The 17,421-nt window shown below is 65.1% G+C and carries 23 protein-coding genes; 9 read left to right on the forward strand and 14 right to left on the reverse strand.

The genetic code is table 11. From position 1 onward, the window contains the following. Positions 1-4: 4 nt before the first annotated feature. The 3 genes from hisA to AC0L4C_RS04990 all read right to left on the reverse strand — a co-directional run bounded on the left by hisA (position 5) and on the right by AC0L4C_RS04990 (position 1,891). Positions 5-739 (reverse strand): 1-(5-phosphoribosyl)-5-[(5-phosphoribosylamino)methylideneamino]imidazole-4-carboxamide isomerase, encoded by a 735-nt coding sequence (gene hisA, locus AC0L4C_RS04980; protein WP_473402486.1) that lies wholly within the window; start codon positions 737-739, stop codon positions 5-7. A 145-nt stretch (positions 740-884) separates the two neighbouring features. After that, positions 885-1,538 (reverse strand): imidazole glycerol phosphate synthase subunit HisH, encoded by a 654-nt coding sequence (gene hisH / locus AC0L4C_RS04985; protein ID WP_473402487.1) that lies wholly within the window; start codon positions 1,536-1,538, stop codon positions 885-887. After that, positions 1,535-1,891 (reverse strand): DUF2628 domain-containing protein, encoded by a 357-nt coding sequence (locus AC0L4C_RS04990; RefSeq protein ID WP_473402489.1) that lies wholly within the window; start codon positions 1,889-1,891, stop codon positions 1,535-1,537. Before AC0L4C_RS04990 ends, hisH begins: the two co-directional genes overlap by 4 nt. 132 nt (positions 1,892-2,023) lie before the next feature. Between AC0L4C_RS04990 and AC0L4C_RS04995 the strand changes: the two genes are divergently transcribed. Together AC0L4C_RS04995 and AC0L4C_RS05000 are read left to right on the forward strand one after the other, a co-directional pair. Continuing rightward, positions 2,024-2,176: a hypothetical protein gene (locus AC0L4C_RS04995; RefSeq protein WP_473402490.1), complete on the forward strand. Its 153-nt coding sequence runs from the start codon at positions 2,024-2,026 to the stop codon at positions 2,174-2,176. Positions 2,177-2,188: 12 nt separating this feature from the next. Next, positions 2,189-2,680: a GNAT family N-acetyltransferase gene (locus tag AC0L4C_RS05000; RefSeq protein WP_473402491.1), complete on the forward strand. Its 492-nt coding sequence runs from the start codon at positions 2,189-2,191 to the stop codon at positions 2,678-2,680. 298 nt (positions 2,681-2,978) lie between these two features. Here the strand turns inward: AC0L4C_RS05000 and hisB are convergent, their stop codons facing one another. Then, positions 2,979-3,566, reverse strand: coding sequence for an imidazoleglycerol-phosphate dehydratase HisB (hisB, locus tag AC0L4C_RS05005; RefSeq protein WP_473402493.1), 588 nt, complete (start codon positions 3,564-3,566; stop codon positions 2,979-2,981). A gap of 212 nt (positions 3,567-3,778) precedes the next feature. Here hisB and hslV point away from each other — a divergent pair, with 212 nt between their 5' ends. Both hslV and hslU read left to right on the forward strand, forming a co-directional pair. Continuing rightward, a complete protein-coding gene (hslV, locus tag AC0L4C_RS05010; RefSeq protein WP_473402494.1) occupies positions 3,779-4,357 on the forward strand; it encodes an ATP-dependent protease subunit HslV in 579 nt (192 codons plus the stop codon). Between the two features lie 44 nt (positions 4,358-4,401). Further along, positions 4,402-5,703: an ATP-dependent protease ATPase subunit HslU gene (gene hslU, locus AC0L4C_RS05015; RefSeq protein ID WP_473402496.1), complete on the forward strand. Its 1,302-nt coding sequence runs from the start codon at positions 4,402-4,404 to the stop codon at positions 5,701-5,703. 68 nt (positions 5,704-5,771) lie between these two features. Here the strand turns inward: hslU and AC0L4C_RS05020 are convergent, their stop codons facing one another. The 6 genes from AC0L4C_RS05020 to AC0L4C_RS05045 are packed head-to-tail and all read right to left on the reverse strand — an operon-like array spanning position 5,772 to position 10,131. Continuing rightward, positions 5,772-6,710 carry a DMT family transporter gene (locus AC0L4C_RS05020; protein ID WP_473402497.1) on the reverse strand — a complete coding sequence of 313 codons (939 nt, stop codon included), beginning with the start codon at positions 6,708-6,710 and terminating at the stop codon, positions 5,772-5,774. Between the two features lie 39 nt (positions 6,711-6,749). After that, the gene (locus AC0L4C_RS05025; RefSeq protein ID WP_473402499.1) at positions 6,750-7,778 is read right to left on the reverse strand and encodes an aldo/keto reductase; all 1,029 of its coding nucleotides are present in this window, start codon (positions 7,776-7,778) and stop codon (positions 6,750-6,752) included. Next, positions 7,775-8,416: a ThuA domain-containing protein gene (locus tag AC0L4C_RS05030; protein ID WP_473402500.1), complete on the reverse strand. Its 642-nt coding sequence runs from the start codon at positions 8,414-8,416 to the stop codon at positions 7,775-7,777. Before AC0L4C_RS05030 ends, AC0L4C_RS05025 begins: the two co-directional genes overlap by 4 nt. 21 nt (positions 8,417-8,437) lie before the next feature. Further along, on the reverse strand, positions 8,438-8,797 hold the full coding sequence (locus tag AC0L4C_RS05035) for a helix-turn-helix domain-containing protein (RefSeq protein WP_473402502.1): 360 nt from the start codon (positions 8,795-8,797) through the stop codon (positions 8,438-8,440). Beyond that, positions 8,797-9,378: a Smr/MutS family protein gene (locus tag AC0L4C_RS05040; protein WP_473402503.1), complete on the reverse strand. Its 582-nt coding sequence runs from the start codon at positions 9,376-9,378 to the stop codon at positions 8,797-8,799. Before AC0L4C_RS05040 ends, AC0L4C_RS05035 begins: the two co-directional genes overlap by 1 nt. 33 nt (positions 9,379-9,411) lie before the next feature. After that, positions 9,412-10,131 (reverse strand): Tim44/TimA family putative adaptor protein, encoded by a 720-nt coding sequence (locus AC0L4C_RS05045; protein WP_473402505.1) that lies wholly within the window; start codon positions 10,129-10,131, stop codon positions 9,412-9,414. Positions 10,132-10,274: 143 nt separating this feature from the next. Between AC0L4C_RS05045 and AC0L4C_RS05050 the strand changes: the two genes are divergently transcribed. Continuing rightward, positions 10,275-10,730 (forward strand): FxsA family protein, encoded by a 456-nt coding sequence (locus AC0L4C_RS05050; protein ID WP_473402506.1) that lies wholly within the window; start codon positions 10,275-10,277, stop codon positions 10,728-10,730. 71 nt (positions 10,731-10,801) lie between these two features. After that, a complete protein-coding gene (gene secB / locus AC0L4C_RS05055; RefSeq protein WP_473402507.1) occupies positions 10,802-11,302 on the forward strand; it encodes a protein-export chaperone SecB in 501 nt (166 codons plus the stop codon). 76 nt (positions 11,303-11,378) lie between these two features. On the opposite strand, the gene dnaQ is transcribed toward secB, so the two are convergent. The 4 genes from dnaQ to AC0L4C_RS05075 are packed head-to-tail and all read right to left on the reverse strand — an operon-like array spanning position 11,379 to position 14,096. After that, complete coding sequence (gene dnaQ, locus AC0L4C_RS05060; RefSeq protein ID WP_473402508.1) at positions 11,379-12,086, reverse strand: DNA polymerase III subunit epsilon; 708 nt, start codon at positions 12,084-12,086, stop codon at positions 11,379-11,381. Then, on the reverse strand, positions 12,086-12,682 hold the full coding sequence (gene coaE / locus AC0L4C_RS05065) for a dephospho-CoA kinase (RefSeq protein ID WP_473402510.1): 597 nt from the start codon (positions 12,680-12,682) through the stop codon (positions 12,086-12,088). Before coaE ends, dnaQ begins: the two co-directional genes overlap by 1 nt. After that, complete coding sequence (locus AC0L4C_RS05070) at positions 12,682-13,503, reverse strand: shikimate dehydrogenase (protein WP_473402511.1); 822 nt, start codon at positions 13,501-13,503, stop codon at positions 12,682-12,684. The genes coaE and AC0L4C_RS05070 overlap by 1 nt, the downstream gene beginning before the upstream one ends. Then, positions 13,500-14,096, reverse strand: coding sequence for a Maf family protein (locus tag AC0L4C_RS05075; protein ID WP_473402513.1), 597 nt, complete (start codon positions 14,094-14,096; stop codon positions 13,500-13,502). Before AC0L4C_RS05075 ends, AC0L4C_RS05070 begins: the two co-directional genes overlap by 4 nt. 382 nt (positions 14,097-14,478) lie before the next feature. On the opposite strand from AC0L4C_RS05075, the gene hemE reads away from it, so the two are divergent. From hemE to rho, 3 genes are all read left to right on the forward strand, one after another. After that, the gene (hemE, locus tag AC0L4C_RS05080) at positions 14,479-15,555 is read left to right on the forward strand and encodes a uroporphyrinogen decarboxylase (RefSeq protein ID WP_473402514.1); all 1,077 of its coding nucleotides are present in this window, start codon (positions 14,479-14,481) and stop codon (positions 15,553-15,555) included. 3 nt (positions 15,556-15,558) lie between these two features. Continuing rightward, positions 15,559-15,984 carry a protoporphyrinogen oxidase HemJ gene (gene hemJ / locus AC0L4C_RS05085; RefSeq protein WP_473402516.1) on the forward strand — a complete coding sequence of 142 codons (426 nt, stop codon included), beginning with the start codon at positions 15,559-15,561 and terminating at the stop codon, positions 15,982-15,984. 170 nt (positions 15,985-16,154) lie between these two features. After that, the gene (gene rho / locus AC0L4C_RS05090) at positions 16,155-17,420 is read left to right on the forward strand and encodes a transcription termination factor Rho (RefSeq protein ID WP_473402517.1); all 1,266 of its coding nucleotides are present in this window, start codon (positions 16,155-16,157) and stop codon (positions 17,418-17,420) included. The last annotated feature ends 1 nt before the right edge of the window (position 17,421 follow it).

The following is a 17,421-nucleotide window of genomic DNA, read 5'->3' on the forward strand; positions in this document are numbered from 1 at the left end:
CTCCTCACGCTGCGGCCTGCCGCAGCAGGGCAATTGCTTCACGTGAATCAATGCGGCCGTCATAGAGGGCGCGGCCGGTGATGGCACCCTCGAGCACCTGTGCATCGGGCTGCGTCATGCGGCGGATGTCGTCCATAGAGGCGAGACCGCCCGAGGCGATGACCGGGATCGAGACGGCGCGCGCCAGCTCCAGCGTCGAGTCCCAGTTGATGCCGGTGAGGATGCCGTCGCGATCGATGTCGGTGTAGATGATGGCGGCAACGCCGGCGCCCTCGAAGCGTCTGGCGAGATCGATAACCGAGAGTTCCGAGGTTTCGGCCCAGCCCTCGACCGCCACCTTGCCGCCCTTGGCGTCGATGCCGACGGCGACCTGGCCGGGGAATGCGGCAGCGGCCGCCCTCACCAGATCAGGGTCGCGCACCGCGACGGTGCCGAGGATGACGCGGGCGAGGCCCTTTTCGACCCAGGCCTCGATATGGGCCAGCGTGCGAATGCCGCCGCCCAGCTGCACCGGGAAGTTCACCGTCCTCAGAATGTCCTCGACCGCGGCGCCGTTGACGCTCTCGCCGGCAAAGGCGCCGTTGAGGTCGACCACATGCAGGTACTCAAAACCCTGGTCCTCAAAACTCTTCGCCTGGGCAGCCGGGGAGTCGTTGAAGACGGTGGCCTGGTTCATGTCGCCCAGCTTCAGGCGCACGCACTGGCCGTCTTTCAGGTCGATGGCGGGGAAAAGGATCATGCTGCAATAACCTGCTGATGGCACGACCCCCACCCTCGGTCCCTCCCCTCAAAGGGGAGGGAAGCCGCCAGGGCACGGACAGTGCGCGCCCCTCCCCCCTGAGGGGAGGGGGTGGGGGTGGGGGTCCATCGGCTGCACTGCACCATCACGGCGCCCACTCCAGGAAATTGCCGATGAGCTTGAGACCGAAGGTCTGGCTCTTTTCGGGGTGGAACTGGGTGCCGAAAATGTTGTCGCGGCCGACGGCGGCGGTGACGGTCTGGCCGTATTGCGCCGTGGCGATCAGGGTCTCCGGCACGCTGGTGGCGAAGTGATAGGAGTGGACGAAATAGGCGTGCAGGCCGTGTTCGCCATCCTTGATGCCGGCGAGCAAGGGATGCCGCTGGTGAAAGGTCAGGGTGTTCCAGCCCATGTGCGGGACCTTGAGATCGCCGGCCGGCTCGATGCGGACGACGGCGCCGGGAATCCAGCCCAACCCCCTGGTGATAGCCTTTTCGCGGCCTTCTTCGGCCAGCAGCTGCATGCCGACGCAGATGCCGAGAAATGGCACCCCGCCGCGGATCACCCGCTCCTCCAGCACCTCGACCATGCCGGTCACGGCATCGAGGCCGGCACGGCAGTCGGCGAAGGCACCAACGCCGGGCAGCACAATGCGGTCGGCCTTGCGCACCAGTTCGGGGTCGGCGGTGACGATGATCGCGGCCCCGGCGTCGACCTCGCGGGCGGCGCGTTCGAAGGCCTTGGCGGCCGAGCGGAGATTGCCCGAACCGTAATCGATGATAGCGACGGTCTGGGTCATACCGGGCTCCGCAGGCGCAGCCAGTCACGCTGGGCGAGATCCTCGCCGGCGGCGACGATGTCGCTGCGATAGGTCCAGCCCCGTGCCTTCAGGGCCCGACGGCGGAAGGCCGGCGCCTCAAAGCCGATCAGGGCGGCGACGAGCACATAGAGCCAGAAGGCGGCTTCGGCGCCGACGAGGGCGCTGCCGAAGACCAGCGCCACGACGATGGCGACAAAGACCAGGAGGCCGAGCCAGAGGCCGTGAACCAGCGCATAGACCGGCGGCAGCAGGGCCGCGAACCAGGAGAACTTCTCGGCAATGACGGCGGGCGCCATCGCATTGGGGCGCTCGAAAACGGAATAGACGGTCACGGCTTTCCTCGTCCAAATCCTTTGATAAGGTAGCTGCGGTTGGCCTTAGACCAAAACCCGCCGGGTTGGAAGCGGAGGAACGGATGTCCGTTCCGCGGCGCATTCCAGACAAAGGCATGGAGGAGACTGACAATGGCTGCTGGTGAAACCGACCCGCATGGCGACGGCACGATGGGCTCGACGCCCTCGCAAGGGATTTTCGTGGGCGGGCTGGCCCTCGGGCTGCTCGGCTTCATGGCCCTGTTCGTGCTGTTCGTGTTCGCCGCGGCGATGATGGGCGGCTGACGTCAAACCGGCATGGACAAAGCCATCGCCATTCGCCGCATTGCGGCTGATGAACTGCCGGTCGTCCAGCAACTGGCCGAAGCGATCTGGCCGCATGCCTTTGACGGTGTGATCGCCCGGCATCAGATCGAGATCATGCTGGGCGACATCTACGCCCTGGAATCGCTCGAGAACGACATGGCAGCGCTTGGCCACGTGTTCTGGGTGGCCAGGTATCGCGGCGAGGATGCCGCCTTCATCTCATCCTACAAGGATGGCGACGTCACCTGGATCAAGAAGCTCTATGTGCTGCCGGCCCTGCAGGGGAAGGGGCTGGGCAAGGCGCTGATGCAGACGGCGCTGACGCATTTCGCCCCGTCGCGGGCGCTGTCGCTCAACGTCAATACCGGCAACACGCGCGCCATCGAGTTCTACAAGCATGCCGGGTTCGAGATTGAAAAGGAGGTCCCGGTGAAGATGGGGCCGTTCGACTTTTCCGACTATGTGATGACGCGCGCGCTGTGACGGGGCTGGCTGCGGCGGTGTTCCAGCCGCGACGCAGATGCCTCCCCATCCACCGTCATCCTCGGGCTCGACCCGAGGACCCAGCTTGCAGCGCACTCAATGCCGCCCATCCCTGCCCGGGCGGGAAGGGGGCATGGCTCCTCGGGTCAAGCCCGAGGATGACGGTGCGGAGGGGAGAACCGGGACACAGGCCAGGCCGGCCCAAGAGGTGTGGGCGGAGCTCAGTAGTGCCACCTACGCTGGACGCACTTTTGCTCCGACTACGGCGACGGCCACTCAAACGCCGTCGCCAGCAGCCTTACAGCGTACCCTTGGTGCTCGGGATGGTGTCCCTGGCGCGGGGGTCGATCTCGACGGCGCGGCGCAGGGCGCGGGCCAGCGCCTTGAACGCCGATTCGGCGATGTGATGGTTGTTGTCGCCATAGAAGGTCTCGACATGCAGCGTGATGCCGGCGTTCATGGCGAAGGCCTGGAACCATTCGCGGAAGAGCTCGGTGTCCATCTCGCCCACCTTGGGCTGGGTGAACTCCACCTTCCAGACAAGGAAGGGCCGGCCGGAGACATCGAGCGCCACCCGGGTCAGGGTGCCGTCCATGGGCAGGTCGGCGCTGGCATAGCGGCCGATACCCTTCTTGTCGCCGAGCGCTTTTTTCACCGCTTCGCCGAGAGCGATGCCGACATCCTCGGCGGTGTGGTGAAAATCGATATGCAGGTCGCCCTTGGCGCGCACCGTGATGTCGCAAAGCGAGTGCTTGGCCAGCTGGTCGAGCATGTGGTCGAGAAAACCGATGCCGGTCTGGATGTCATGCACGCCGGTGCCGTCGAGATTGACCTTGACGGTAATCTCGGTCTCGTTGGTCTTGCGCGCGATTTCGGCGGTCCGCATGGCAGGTCTCCAGATTGCACCGGGTCCTTATCACTTAGCGCCAAAGGGATGAAGAGGCGGTAACCTTGGTGACACCACCCAAAAGGGCAGACCGCCCCGTGCATTGCATTGCCCGGCCCAGCGCCTAAATAGGTCAAGACGGATTATGACTGCGGGTCCGGGCGCCGGAGCCTGATGTTTCGCCCCCCGACCGCAGCAGTATGGAGTATCGCATGTCGGACAACGAATTCCCCGGCTGGCACGGGACCACGATCGTCGCAGTGCGCAAGGGCAACAAGATTGTCGTGGCGGGTGACGGTCAGGTCTCGGTCGGCAATACGGTGATGAAGCATCACGCCCGCAAGGTGCGGCCGCTGGCCGGCGGCAAGGTGATCGGCGGCTTTGCCGGCGCCACGGCCGATGCGTTCACGCTGTTCGAGCGGCTGGAAAGCAAGCTCGAGCAGTATCCCGACCAGCTGATGCGCGCCGCGGTGGAACTGGCCAAGGACTGGCGGACCGACCGCTATCTGCGCCGGCTGGAGGCGATGATGATCGTTGCCGACAAGACCGACACGCTGGTGCTGACCGGCACCGGGGACGTGCTGACGCCGGACCACCCGGTGATCGCCATCGGCTCGGGCGGCAACTATGCCTATTCGGCGGCGCTGGCGCTGAGCGAGAATACCGAGCTGGATGCCGAGCAGATCGCCCGCAAGGCGATGAAGATCGCCGCCGAGGTCTGCATCTACACCAATGAGAACGTCACGCTCGAAAGCATCGATGCGGACGAGAACAAGCCGCTGCAGGCCTAAGCGCTGCAGCTGGGCGCGCCGTCCGGGCGCCTGGAAGGATACCGATGACCGATAGCAATTTTTCGCCGCGCGAGATCGTTTCCGAGCTCGACCGCAATATCGTGGGCCAGCAGGACGCCAAGCGCGCCGTTGCCGTGGCGCTGCGCAACCGCTGGCGCCGCCAACAGCTGCCCGAGGCGCTGCGCCAAGAGGTGACGCCCAAGAACATCCTGATGATCGGGCCGACCGGCGTGGGCAAGACCGAGATCTCGCGCCGCCTCGCCAAGCTGGCACAGGCGCCGTTCATCAAGGTGGAGGCCACCAAGTTCACCGAGGTCGGCTATGTCGGGCGCGACGTCGAGCAGATCATCCGCGACCTGGTGGAAGCCGGCATCTCGCTGCTGCGCGACAAGCGCCGCGCCGATGTCGACGCGCAGGCCCATCACAATGCCGAGGAGCGGGTGATCGACGCGCTGGTCGGCACCTCGGCGGCGCCGTCGACGCGCGATTCGTTCCGCCGCAAGCTGCGCGACAACGAGCTGGACGACAAGGAAATCGAGATCGAGGTCACGGCGCAGGCCGGCGGCCCCGGCATGTTCGAGATTCCGGGCGCCAATGTCGGGATGATCAATATCCAGGACATGCTCGGCAAGGCGTTCGGCGGCCGCGGCGTCAAGCGCAAGGTCAAGGTCAAGGACAGCCACGCGCTGCTGGTGGCCGAAGAGGCCGACAAGCTGCTCGACCAGGACCAGCTGACGCGCGACGCGGTGGACCTCGTCGAGAACAACGGCATCGTCTTCCTCGACGAAATCGACAAAATCACCAATTCGGGCAATTACGGTGGCGGGGTGTCACGCGAAGGCGTGCAGCGCGACCTGCTGCCGCTGATCGAGGGCACCACGGTCTCGACCAAGTATGGACCGGTCAAGACCGACCATGTGCTGTTCATCGCCTCGGGCGCCTTCCATGTGGCCAAGCCCTCGGACCTGCTGCCCGAGCTGCAGGGCCGCCTGCCGATCCGGGTCGAGCTCAAGGCGCTGACGCGGGACGACCTGATCCGCATTCTCAACGACACCGACGCCAGCCTGATCAAGCAGTACACGGCCCTGATGGCGACCGAGGGCCTGACCCTCGATTTCACCCAGGACGCCATCGAGGCGGTGGCCGATGCGGCGGTGAAGGTCAATTCGACGGTCGAGAATATCGGCGCCCGCCGGCTGCAGACGATCATGGAACGGCTGGTCGAGGACATCTCGTTCGATGCACCCGACAAATCCGGCGAGACCATCCGGATCGATGCCGGCTATGTGCGCGAACGCATCGGCAAGATGGCCGACGACGCCGACCTCAGCCGCTTCGTGCTGTAGGCCGAGAACCGATCAGACAGACCGATCAGACAGAAGGGCCGGCAGGACTGCCGGCCTTTTTTCATATCTCAAATCTTTTCCACCGGCAGACCGGCGGCGAGGAGATCGGCGGCTCTCTGCCGGCGGCGCTCGAAATGGGCATTGATGGCGACCGCCGCACCGGCCGCGGCGACCATGGCAATGCCGATGAGCGACCAGCTGTCGGGGATATGGGCAAAGACCAGCCAGCCAAGACCGCCGGCCCAGACCAGATGCAGGTAGTTGACCGGCGCCAGCAATGAGGCCGGCGCTTCCCGGTAGGCGGCGGTGAACAGCAGGTGGCCGAGCATGGCGAGGCCGCCGAGCAGCGCCAGCAGCGCCATGTCGAGCGGTGGCGGGCTGAACGTCGCCAGATCGGGGAGCGCCAGCGCCGCAAACAGTGCAGCACCCAGCCAGGCCGTGTGGAACAGCATGGAGATCATGGTTTCGGTCTGGCCCAGCCAGCGGGTCAGCAGGTGGTAGGCTGTGGCAAAGCCGGCATTGACCACGGCAAACAGCACGCCCAGCGGATCGAGGCCACCGCCGGGCCGGGCAATCAGCAGCACGCCGACAAAGCCGAAGGCCACGCCGGCCCAGCCGAGCGGGCTGACCTTCTCGCCCAGCAACGGCACGGCCAGCAGCATCACCGCAAAGGGGGCGATGTAGATGATGGCGACAGTCTCGCCGACGGGCATCAGCTGCAATGCCCAACCCATGGTCAGCGAAGCGGCGGCGAGGCAGAGGCCGCGCAGCAGCACCAGCCAGAGGCGGCTGGTCCGCCACAGCGCGGCGCGGTGCCTCGGCCAGAAGATTGCCGCCAGCAGCAGGAGATTGACGAGGTAGCGGAAGGCGATCACCACCGGCACCGGATAGAGCATGGCGAGATGCTTGGTGACCACGTCCGAGAGCGCGAAGGCGAGCGTCGCCAGCACCACCAGCAGGATGCCGAGCAGCGGCCGGTTCGATGCCGGTGCGGCGGGCGGGCTCACCGCTCCGCCCCTGGCGACATATGTTCCACGTGAATCCTTTCAGCGCGGCAGCGCCGGGGAGGCAGGGGCGGGAGCGGCGGGGTGGATGAGGCCGGCGTCGCGCAGGTCCGACCAGAGGGCGGGCGGGATATCGGCCTGCAGGTGGGCCAGGTTCTGATGCATGTGCTCGAGTTGCGACAGGCCAGGCAACATGGCCGCGACCTGCGGGTGGCCAAGCGGAAAATTCAGCGCCGCCCGCAGGAGCGGCACATCATGACGCCTGCAGACCGCCTCGATCCGGCGGGTCTTTTCGAGAATCTCCTCGCTGGCCGGCGCATAGTCGAAGGAGGCGCCGGGCACCGGGCCGGTCAACAGGATGCCGGTGTTGAGCGGGGCGCCGGCGACGATGGCGACCCCCTCGCGCGCGCAGCGCGGCAGGAGATGGTCGAGCACGGCCTGGTCGAGCAGCGTGTAGCGATTGGCCAGCAGGAACACGTCCCAGCGCCCGTGATCCATCAGCAGGTCGAGGATCGGCCATTCGTTGACGCCGGCGCCGATGGCCCTGACCACACCCGTGGCACGCAGTTCCTGCAGGGCGCGGATGCCGCCACCGAGGGCCTGGGCGAGGGTGGCGTCGTAATTGTCGCGCTGCGACATCCGCCCCAGGTCGTGCAACAGGAGGATATCGATGCGCTCGAGCCCGAGCCGCTGCAGCGACTGCGCGAAGCTTTTTATCACCCCCTCATAGGTGAAGTCGAAGACGGGCCGGAACGGCATGGCGGCAGGCGTGCCGAAGCGCTGCACGGCCCAGTCGCGGTCCGGTACCAGCAGCCGGCCGACCTTGGTGGAGAGCACGTAGTCGTCGCGCGGCTTGTCACGGAGAAAGTCGCCGATGCGGTGCTCGGACATGCCGCTGCCGTAGAAGGGCGCCGTGTCGAAATAGCGGATGCCGGCGTCCCAGGCGCCCTGCAGGAGCCGGGCAGCATCGGCATGCGAGGGGGCCTGACGCAGATCGCCGATCGGCGCGCCGCCAAAGCCGATGCGGGTGAGTTCGAGACCGGTGCTGCCGATCGGGCGGGTCGCGATCATCTGGCGGCCCACATGAGGCCGCGGGCCAGGATGGTGGCGATTTCCGGCTTGTCGAGTTCGGCCGGGACGTGGCCCAGGGCCGTGTAGAACACCCGGCCGGCGCCAAAGACGCTCTTGTACACGACGGGCATCCGCACGCCCTTCTTCCAGTAGGCGTGCTCGCCGGAAAAGGTGGTGGTGGCCAACACCTCGACCGAGGGGTCGACATGCATGAAATACTGTTCGGAGGTGTGCTCGAAGCTGGAAATGCCGGCCATGACCGGATCGTCGGTCTTCAGCGGGTCGACCCGATAGGTGATGATGTCGCCCGGATGGGTGGCAAAGGTGCAGCCGGCAAGGAAGCGGAACCGCGCATTGCCGGGAAAGCTGGTGGCCATGCCGTGGTGAAAGGCGGCCAGTCCGGTGCCCTTCTCGATGGCTGACGAGAGGCGGATCGAGGCGTCGCGGGAGAGCTCGCCGCCGGTGACCTGTGGCACCACGAGGTCAAAGCTCTCGATATCGGCACGGCCGAGGTCTTCGGCATCGCCACTGATGGTGACGGCGAAACCGGCCTTTTCCAGCATGGTGCCGACGATTTTGGCGCCGGCCTCCGGCTGATGCAGTTCCAGTCCGCCCCAGACGATCAATGCGGTCTTCAATATAGTCTCCCTCAAATAATTCTATCGAAGCCGGCGAGCGACCTCGTTGCTCAGAAATTTCAGATCTTCCGGGGCCAGCCGGCCGATGTCCCGGGCCAGCCGGTTGGCCAGTTCGGTTGCTTCGGGCGACATGCCGCCGGTATCCACCGTCACCTTGGGGTCGCTGATCTCCGCCAGCCGCTGCAGGTCCTCGGCCTCGTCCCAGATGACATTGAAATAGGTGATGATGCGCTGCAACAGGATCCAGGTCGGCTTGCCGCGACGGCCGTGCTCGAGCGCCGACAGATAGGCGCTGGAGACGCGGAGCGCCTTGGCCATGTCCTTGAGCGACACGCCGCGCTCCTCGCGCAGGGCTCGCAGTCTGGCGCCAAGCGGGGTCATCAGCGGCGCTCCGAACGGCGCAGCCGCACATACCAGGCGCCTTCGCCGCCGTGCCCCTGGGCAGCCACATCCCAGCCGGCGATCAGCGGCGCCAGCGCCGGCTCACTCAGCCAAATGGGCAGCATGGAGCGCAGCACGCCGCGCTCGACAATGACACTGGCGTCGCCGTCGACTTTCTTGAGGCCCTTGCCGGTGATCACCAGCAGGGTGCGGTCGCCGCGTGCCACGCGAGCATGAACGAAGCGGCTGAGCGCCGCGTGGGCCTCGACCTGGCGCATGCCATGCAGGTCGAGCGTGCCGTCGATCTCGATATGGCCGCGGGTCAGCTTGCGCTTGAGCTTGGGTTCGATCGCCTGATTGGCGGCGCGTCCCGGCTTGCCGCTCGGCTGGTAGCTGGGCATGGCGGGCGGCAGCTTGACCGGCTTGTGCCGGGGCGGCGGCGGGGTCCGGGGGAGGGGCAGCGCCTCGGCCGACAGTTGCAGCCGCTGGCGCCTCAGGGTGCGCTGCAGCGGACTGACGGTCTGGGCCACTTCGGCCCAGAGGTGCCAATCCGGCAGCGCTGGCTTGTCCCGTCTGGCCATCGAACCATCTGCCTTCCGGGCCCGGGCCGTCGATCAGGCGAGCTGATTGGTGGCGACCAGCTTCCAGTTGGGGTCGCGCGACTTCGGATTGCGGGCAAAGGTCCACTCGTCCGAAATGGTCTGGACCTGGTCGGCATTGCCTTCGATCAGTTCGCCGTCCTTGTTACGCGTCGCCTGCACCACTTCGGCGTCGAAATGGATAGTCACATTGGCGTTGCGCTTGTCGAGTTCGGCGTCGGTGATCTCCACCTTGGGCAGGCCGACAAAGGTAAAATCGACACTGTGGCCAGCGGCCTCGCGATCCTTGATGGCACGCTCGAAGCCGTCATAGACGTCCTTTTCGAGCAGGTTCTTGAGTGTCTGGCGGTCGTCCTGGGCAAAGGCGGTGACGATCATCTCGTAGGCCTGCTTGGCGCCCTCGACGAAAACCTTGGGGCCGAAGCTCGGATCGGCCGCGGCGATGGCCTTGAGTCCCTCGGCGATACCGGCGTCGCCATGCGACATCTGCTCGACCTCGGTGGCGAGCTTGCGGGCCCGGCGCTCGCCGTCGTCGTCGGCGGGGTCGACCTGACGCGGGCGCATCTGCACCACCGTATCATCATCAGATTTCGGCGCCTTGGCCGCGTCACGCTGCCGTTCGGCCGGCGGTCGTTCCGTACCGGTCCGGGTGCCGAGCACCGAGCGCAGCCGATACAGCACAAAGATCGCGAGACCGATGACGATGAGGGTGGGAATGTCGAAAAATTCGTCCATAGGTCATTTGCACCGGTTCAGGATCTGGAAGCGCCTCGAAAGCGCTGGGCGGTTTCCTATATATAGGGAAAGCCTCACCTCGAAACCAGTTCACGATTGGTGGAGATTTTGTCGCAACGACAATGGGGGCAAGGGAGAGACGTATGGGTTTTGGACGCATCCTGTTCCTGGTGTTCATGATCGTGCCGCTGATCGAGATCGCTTTCTTCGTTTTGATCGGCAACGCCATCGGGCTGTGGCCGACGCTGGCGGGCGTGCTGGTGACGGCAATCGTCGGCTCGCTGGTGCTGCGCTACCAGGGCATGGCGGTCTTCAACACCATCCGCAGCCAGATGTCGCGCGGCGAGGTGCCGGCCCGCTCGATGGCCGACGCGGCGATGATCGGCGCGGGCGGGCTGATGCTGCTGCTGCCGGGGTATTTTTCCGACCTCATCGGTATCCTGCTGCTGCTGCCGCCGACGCGGGCTGCCGTCTACAGCTTCTTCAAGAACCGCATCCAGGTGGTGTCGATGAGCGGCTTTGCCGCCCAGACGCGTTCGCCGCCGCCGGACGAGCCTGGCACCATCGACCTCGACGACGACCACTGGCGCCCGCGCTAATGCCGGGGCTTGGCTTGTCCAGCCCCCCTGAAAATGTTAGCCAGCGGACCGAAAACGAAAGAGGACGTTCCATGGCCGACGAAACAGCGACCGCCCCGGCTGGCGCTCAGACCGCACCGAGCTTCACTCTGGTGGGTCAGTACATCCGCGATCTGAGCTTCGAGAATCCGGGCGCGCCCGGTTCGATGCTGCAGGGCGGCGGCGGTGGCCCGGCCGGCCTCAATATCTCGGTGGGCGTCAAGAAGCAGGCCGACGAGATCTATGCGGTCGAGATCACCATGAACGCCAAGGCCGAGCGCGAAAAGGTCGTGCTGTTCAATGTCGAGCTGGTCTATGGCGGCGTGTTCCGGGTCAAGAACGTTCCCGAAGCGCAGCTGCCGCTGCTGCTGATGGTTGAAGGCCCGCGGCTGATCTTCCCGTTCGCCCGCCAGGTACTGGCCAATGTCACCCAGCAGGGCGGCTTCGCGCCGCTGATGGTGGAGCCGGTGGACTTCATGCGCCTCTACCAGCAGAACGCGGCCAATCTCGCCGGCAGCAATGGCGATGCAGCCCCGAGCGACAAGCCGAACTGACCGCATAACGCGATTCAGCGCAGCTTTCCGGGCGGCTTCGGCCGCCCTTTGCATTTCTGGATAACGTGATTCACGCCTATTCGGCGGCGTCCGACGTCTCGGCGTAATAGGCCCAGAGGGCACTGTCGCCCATCTTGCCAACGAGGGCCGCGTGCGCATCGCGCTCGGCCTCGGTCAGGCGGGACGCCAGTGGCACCGGACGCGGCCGGGCCGGTGTGGGCGTGATCTCGATAGCGATATGGCGGGTTTCCTCGACCAGCGCCAGGCCGACCTGGCGGCCGCCGATCAGCTCGAGATAGACCTCGGCAAGGATTTCGGCGTCGAGCAGGGCGCCGTGCAGGGTGCGGCGCGAGTTATCGATGCCGTAGTGCTTGCAGAGCGCGTCGAGACTGACGCGGGCGCCGGGATGGCGTTCGCGCGCCACCATCACCGTATCGATCACCCGATTGCTCAGGCTGGGCCGGCGGATCCGTTCGAGTTCGGCATTGAGAAAGCCCATGTCGAAGGGCGCATTGTGGATGACCAGTGGCGAGTCTTCGATGAAGTCGACAAAGGCCCCGGCCGATTCAATGAATTTCGGCTTGTCGCGCAGGAATTCCTCGGACAGCCCGTGCACGCGGAAGGCCTCCTCGGGCATCGAGCGCTCGGGGTTGAGATAGAGGTGCAGGTGCCTGCCGGTGGGAATGTGATTGATCAGCTCGACGCAGCCGATCTCGACAATGCGATCGCCCGTCGCCGGCGACAGTCCGGTGGTTTCGGTATCGAGAACGATCTCGCGATTCATCACCGTCCCTTAGCAGAATTTCGCAGCTCGCGCACGAGCGCCCGCACATCCTCACGCGTCTGCGCCAGGGGTTTCGACGTGTCGATGATGGCGTCGGCACGGCGTTCCTTTTCGGCCTGTGGCAGCTGCCGGGCAAGAATCGCCTGCAGCTTTTCCACCGTCATCCCCGGGCGCGCCAGCGCCCGGCGTTGCTGTTCGGCCGCATTGACCACGGTGACGATGACCCGGTCGAGCCCCCAGTCGTGACCGCCTTCAAAGAGCAGCGGGATATCGACGACAGCGATCTCCGCACCGGCCGTTGCGGCTTGCTCGAGGAACTCGGCGATGCGCCGGCGCACCATGGGGTGCACCACGGCCTCGAGCGCCTGCAGCTTGTCGGGTGCGGCCAGCAGGCGGCGGCTGAGTTCGGTCCGGTCGATGACACCAGAGGCACCAACGCCCGGAAACAGCGCATCCACCGGCGCCACGGCAGCGCCGGCATAGAGTTCATGCACGGCCGCATCGGAGGAAAAGGTCGGGATGCCCTCGTCGGCGAGGAACTGCAGCACCGTGGATTTTCCGGTGGCGATGGAACCGGTGAGCCCGACTTTCAGCATCAGAGCGTCGCCTCGATCCTGGCCCGCAGTTCCGGCGTCACCTCGGGTCGCACCCCGAACCAGGCTTCAAAGCCCGGTACCGCCTGGTGCAGCAGCATGCCCAGGCCGTCGACCGTGCGGAGGCCGAGGGCCCGGGCATCGGCGAGCAGCGGGGTCACCAGCGGCACATAGACGATATCGGTGACGATCGCCGTGGGTGGCAGCAACTCGATGGGCAGCGTCTCGAAGCGCGAGGACTGCATGCCCACCGAGGTGGTGTTGACGAGAAGGCCCGCCGAAGGGGCCAGCGCCAGGCAGTCTGCAATGGCACCGGGAACGAACGGGCCGCCCAGTTCCTTCGCCAGCGCCTCGGCCTTTTCGGGGGTGCGGTTGAGGACGTGGATGGTCTTCAGCCCCCGATGCTGCAGCGCCACCAGCACTGCGCGCGCCGCGCCACCGGCGCCCAGCACGATGGCGGTGTCGAGGCCTTCGCTCCAGCCCGGGGCGTTCTGGTCGAGATTGCCCAGAAAGCCCATGAAGTCGGTATTGCTGCCGTGCACCTTGCCATCCGCGGCGACCAGCGTATTGACCGCGCCGATGGTCTGGGCCAGCGGATCGATGCTGTCGCAAAGGTCGAACACGGCCTCCTTGTGCGGAATGGTGACATTGCCGCCGGCGAACTCGCCGCTGCGCAGCCGGGTGAACAGCGCCGGCAGTTCGGCAGAGGCAACGTCGATGGCCTCGTAGCGGCCGTCGATGCCGTAGGCCTCCAGCCAGGTGCCATGGATGAGCGGCGAGCGGGAATGCTTGATCGGGTGGCCGATGACAAAGGCGCGTTTCACGTGAATCCCTCTAGGGTATCTGGCGCATGGCGGCGCAGCGCGTCGAGCAGTGGTAGCAAGGGCAGGCCGAGAATGGTGAAATAGTCGCCATCGATGCGCTCGAACAGCCGGATGGATGGCCCCTCTAGCCGGTAGGCACCAACCGAGCCGAGCACCGCATCGCCTTCCTCGGCCAGCACCGCATCGCGTTCGGCATCGGAAAAAGCCCGCATGGTCAGCTCGGCTACGGAGGTATGGGACCATAAGACCACGCCGTCGCGGACGAGAGCGAGGCCTGCCGTCAGGCGATGGGCATTGCCGCGCAGCCGGTCCAGCTGCTGGCGTGCGGCAGCCAGGTCAGCCGGCTTGTGAAACAGTTCGGGCCCCAGCGACAGCACCTGATCGCCGCCGATGACGATTGCGCCGGGTCGCTGTCGGGAGATGGCAAGGGCTTTTGCGCTCGCCAGATGCTCGGCCACCGCCGCGGGACCTTTCCCCAGGGCAGCGGCCTCTTCGGCGCGCTCGTCGATTTGGGCTGGACTCGACTCGAAACGCAAACCGGCCCCAGCAAGCAGGGCCTTTCGTGCAGCGCTGGTGCTTGCAAGGATCAGCATGTGCCATCGTTTTCCACACTGTCCTTGCTGGCTCAAGCCCCGCCGGGGTCGGAGCGGTCAGCGGAGTGCCGGGAAGCGAGTTATCCCTGCTGAGACGAATTTCATCCCCAGCCTGGCCCCGGGTGACGGTTAACAGAGTGTTAAGAACATCTCTGGGGAAACGCCTGTGCACAGCGACAGCGTCTGTCCACAGCCGCGTTAACAGTTCATTCACCATAGGACCGCCCACAAACCTCAACAACGCCCGGCGAGTCCGGAGAGTGCCGCTGCAAATCCCGATGCGGCGTTAACAGCTTGTTAACCGACCCGCTGCGCCCCCATGCCGCGACGGGCCGCGATTGTGGGCAAACCGGAATTCATGCAAAACACCGCCATGATAATAATGATTAAGAATCTAGAACTCTTTCTCTGGAACCCGACTGTGAGCACCGTGCCTGCGGCAAAACCGCTTTTGAGAACAGTCCTGGGGGAACGCCAGGAGCGTCCGCCCGTCTGGATCATGCGCCAGGCCGGGCGCTATCTGCCAGAGTATCGCGCCGTGCGCGAGAAGGCCGGCAGCTTCCTCGAGCTCTGCTACAACCCTGCATTGGCGACGGAAGTGACGCTGCAGCCGCTGCGACGCTTCGATCTCGACGCGGCAATCCTCTTTTCCGACATCCTCGTCATTCCCGATGCACTTGGCCAGAAGGTAACCTTCGAGATCGGGGAGGGACCAAGGCTGGAGCCGATTGATCCGGAAGGGCTGGGGAAGCTTGATCCGGATGGCTTTCTCGACCGCCTGAGCCCGGTACTGGAAACACTCGGACGCATCCGGTCGAACCTGGCCGCCGACAAGACGCTGATCGGCTTTTGCGGCTCACCCTGGACGGTGGCCACCTACATGATCGGCGGACGGGGTTCGCCGGATCAGGCCGCCGCGCGGCTGTTTGCCCTGCGCCATCCCGAGGCCTTTGCGCAGCTCATGGATATCCTCGTGGAGGCCAGTGTGCGCTACCTGGTGGCGCAGTTCCGCGCCGGCGCCGATGTGGTACAGCTGTTCGAGAGCTGGGCCCTCAATCTCGACGAGGTGGCGTTTGCCGGCCAGGTGATCGAACCCAATCGCCGGATTGTCGAAGGCGTTCGCAAAGAGATCCCCGATGCCCCGATCATCGGCTTTCCGCGTGGGGCCGCCGGGATGATTGCGAAATATGCCGAGGCGACGAAAGTGAATGTCGTCGGGCTCGACTACGCCACGCCGCTCGGCTTTGCCGATTCGATGCTACCCAAGACGCTCGGCGTGCAGGGCAATCTCGATCCGCTGCGACTGGTGGCGGGCGGGGCGCAGATGGAGCGGCGGGCCGAGGAGATCATCGCGGCCTTCGCCGGCCGGCCGCATATCTTCAATCTGGGACATGGCATTGTGCCGGAAACGCCGATCGAGCATGTCGAGCTGCTGGTGGCGACGGTCAAGGGGGTCTAGGCGATGGAATGGGTCAAGGCCTTGCACGTGATTTCGGTGCTCGCCTGGATGGCGGGCCTGATGTACCTGCCGCGGCTTTTCGTCTACCACGCCGGCGCCGAGGCCGGGTCGGACAAGTCCGAGACGTTCAAGGTGATGGAGCGCCGGCTCTATCGGGGAATCACCACCCCCGCGATGCTGGCCACCTGGGTCTTCGGGCTGTGGCTGGCGTTCGGTTTCGGCATCGTCGATTTTTCGCAGGGCTGGATGTGGCTGAAGGCGCTGCTGGTGATCGCGCTCACCGGCGTACACGGTTTCTATGGCCGGCTGCAGCGCGATTTCGCCAATGATCGCAACGTCCGGACGGATAAATTCTACCGGCTGATCAACGAGATTCCCTTTGTCCTCGGCATCGGCATCGTCATCGCGGTCATCGTCAAGCCGTTCTGATTGCGCCGGTCGAGAGCGGTTGTTTCAGCGCAATTGCGTTCAAACTTGAATATGGCACGGGTTCACGCTATGCAGTGCCCATCGCGCCAGCGCTTACCGGTGTCTCCCCGACGCTGAAGTGGTGCAACTCCCCACCGACTTGCCTTTCGATTCCCCAAAGGGTTTCCCGCATGGAAAATATGAAGCTCAGTGAGCTCAAGGCCAAATCCCCGGCCGAACTTCTGGTTTTTGCCGAAGAGTACGAGGTCGAAAACGCCTCGACCATGCGCAAGCAGGAGTTGATGTTCGCGATCCTCAAGGAGCTGGCGGCGCGCGAAGTCGAGATCACGGGCGAAGGCGTGGTGGAAGTGCTGCCGGACGGCTTCGGCTTCCTGCGCTCACCCGACGCCAACTACCTGCCCGGCCCGGACGATATCTACGTATCGCCCAGCCAGATCCGCCGCTTCTCGCTGCGCACCGGCGATACGGTCGAGGGCGAGATTCGCTCTCCCAAGGAAGGCGAACGCTATTTCGCGCTGCTCAAGGTCTCGACGATCAATTTCGAGAACCCCGAGAATGTGCGCCACAAGGTCAATTTCGACAATCTGACGCCGCTCTATCCCGATGAGCGGCTGAAGCTGGAACTGCCCGATCCCACCAACAAGGACAAGAGCGCCCGGGTCATGGACCTGGTGGCGCCGCTCGGCAAGGGCCAGCGTGCCCTGATTGTTGCCCCGCCGCGTACCGGCAAGACCGTGCTGTTGCAGAATATCGCACAGTCGATCGCGATCAATCACCCCGAGTGCTACCTCATCGTGCTGCTCATCGACGAGCGCCCCGAGGAAGTCACCGACATGCAGCGTTCGGTGAAGGGCGAGGTGATTTCCTCGACTTTCGACGAGCCGGCCTCGCGCCACGTCCAGGTCGCCGAGATGGTGATCGAAAAAGCCAAGCGGCTGGTCGAACACAAGCGCGACGTGGTGATCCTGCTCGATTCCATCACCCGCCTCGGCCGGGCCTACAACACCGTGGTGCCCAGCTCGGGCAAGGTGCTGACCGGCGGTGTGGACGCCAATGCGCTGCAGCGCCCGAAACGCTTCTTCGGCGCCGCCCGCAATATCGAGGATGGCGGCTCGCTGACCATCATCTCGACGGCACTGATCGATACCGGCAGCCGCATGGACGAAGTCATCTTCGAAGAGTTCAAGGGCACCGGTAACTCGGAAATTGTCCTCGACCGCAAGGTCTCTGACAAGCGCATCTTCCCGGCGATGGACGTCACCAAGTCTGGCACCCGAAAGGAAGAACTGCTGGTCGAGCCCGATATCCTGCGCAAGATGTACGTGCTGCGCCGGATCCTAAATCCGATGGGGACGGTCGACGCGATGGAGTTCCTCATGGACAAGATTCGCCAGACCAAGACCAATTCGGATTTCTTCGACTCGATGAACACCTAAC

This window comes from Devosia sp. J20-27 (genome assembly GCF_055808595.1).

What these genes read in the sequence shown, in the direction of transcription:
- hisA (WP_473402486.1), bottom strand. Translation starts at nt 739, where the DNA reads ATGATCCTTTTCCCCGCCATCGACCTGAAAGACGGCCAGTGCGTGCGC.
- hisH (WP_473402487.1), bottom strand. Translation starts at nt 1,538, where the DNA reads ATGACCCAGACCGTCGCTATCATCGATTACGGTTCGGGCAATCTCCGC.
- AC0L4C_RS04995 (WP_473402490.1), top strand. Translation starts at nt 2,024, where the DNA reads ATGGCTGCTGGTGAAACCGACCCGCATGGCGACGGCACGATGGGCTCG.
- AC0L4C_RS05000 (WP_473402491.1), top strand. Translation starts at nt 2,189, where the DNA reads ATGGACAAAGCCATCGCCATTCGCCGCATTGCGGCTGATGAACTGCCG.
- hisB (WP_473402493.1), bottom strand. Translation starts at nt 3,566, where the DNA reads ATGCGGACCGCCGAAATCGCGCGCAAGACCAACGAGACCGAGATTACC.
- hslV (WP_473402494.1), top strand. Translation starts at nt 3,779, where the DNA reads ATGTCGGACAACGAATTCCCCGGCTGGCACGGGACCACGATCGTCGCA.
- hslU (WP_473402496.1), top strand. Translation starts at nt 4,402, where the DNA reads ATGACCGATAGCAATTTTTCGCCGCGCGAGATCGTTTCCGAGCTCGAC.
- AC0L4C_RS05025 (WP_473402499.1), bottom strand. Translation starts at nt 7,778, where the DNA reads ATGATCGCGACCCGCCCGATCGGCAGCACCGGTCTCGAACTCACCCGC.
- AC0L4C_RS05035 (WP_473402502.1), bottom strand. Translation starts at nt 8,797, where the DNA reads ATGACCCCGCTTGGCGCCAGACTGCGAGCCCTGCGCGAGGAGCGCGGC.
- AC0L4C_RS05040 (WP_473402503.1), bottom strand. Translation starts at nt 9,378, where the DNA reads ATGGCCAGACGGGACAAGCCAGCGCTGCCGGATTGGCACCTCTGGGCC.
- AC0L4C_RS05045 (WP_473402505.1), bottom strand. Translation starts at nt 10,131, where the DNA reads ATGGACGAATTTTTCGACATTCCCACCCTCATCGTCATCGGTCTCGCG.
- AC0L4C_RS05050 (WP_473402506.1), top strand. Translation starts at nt 10,275, where the DNA reads ATGGGTTTTGGACGCATCCTGTTCCTGGTGTTCATGATCGTGCCGCTG.
- secB (WP_473402507.1), top strand. Translation starts at nt 10,802, where the DNA reads ATGGCCGACGAAACAGCGACCGCCCCGGCTGGCGCTCAGACCGCACCG.
- dnaQ (WP_473402508.1), bottom strand. Translation starts at nt 12,086, where the DNA reads ATGAATCGCGAGATCGTTCTCGATACCGAAACCACCGGACTGTCGCCG.
- coaE (WP_473402510.1), bottom strand. Translation starts at nt 12,682, where the DNA reads ATGCTGAAAGTCGGGCTCACCGGTTCCATCGCCACCGGAAAATCCACG.
- AC0L4C_RS05075 (WP_473402513.1), bottom strand. Translation starts at nt 14,096, where the DNA reads ATGCTGATCCTTGCAAGCACCAGCGCTGCACGAAAGGCCCTGCTTGCT.
- hemE (WP_473402514.1), top strand. Translation starts at nt 14,479, where the DNA reads ATGATTAAGAATCTAGAACTCTTTCTCTGGAACCCGACTGTGAGCACC.
- hemJ (WP_473402516.1), top strand. Translation starts at nt 15,559, where the DNA reads ATGGAATGGGTCAAGGCCTTGCACGTGATTTCGGTGCTCGCCTGGATG.
- rho (WP_473402517.1), top strand. Translation starts at nt 16,155, where the DNA reads ATGGAAAATATGAAGCTCAGTGAGCTCAAGGCCAAATCCCCGGCCGAA.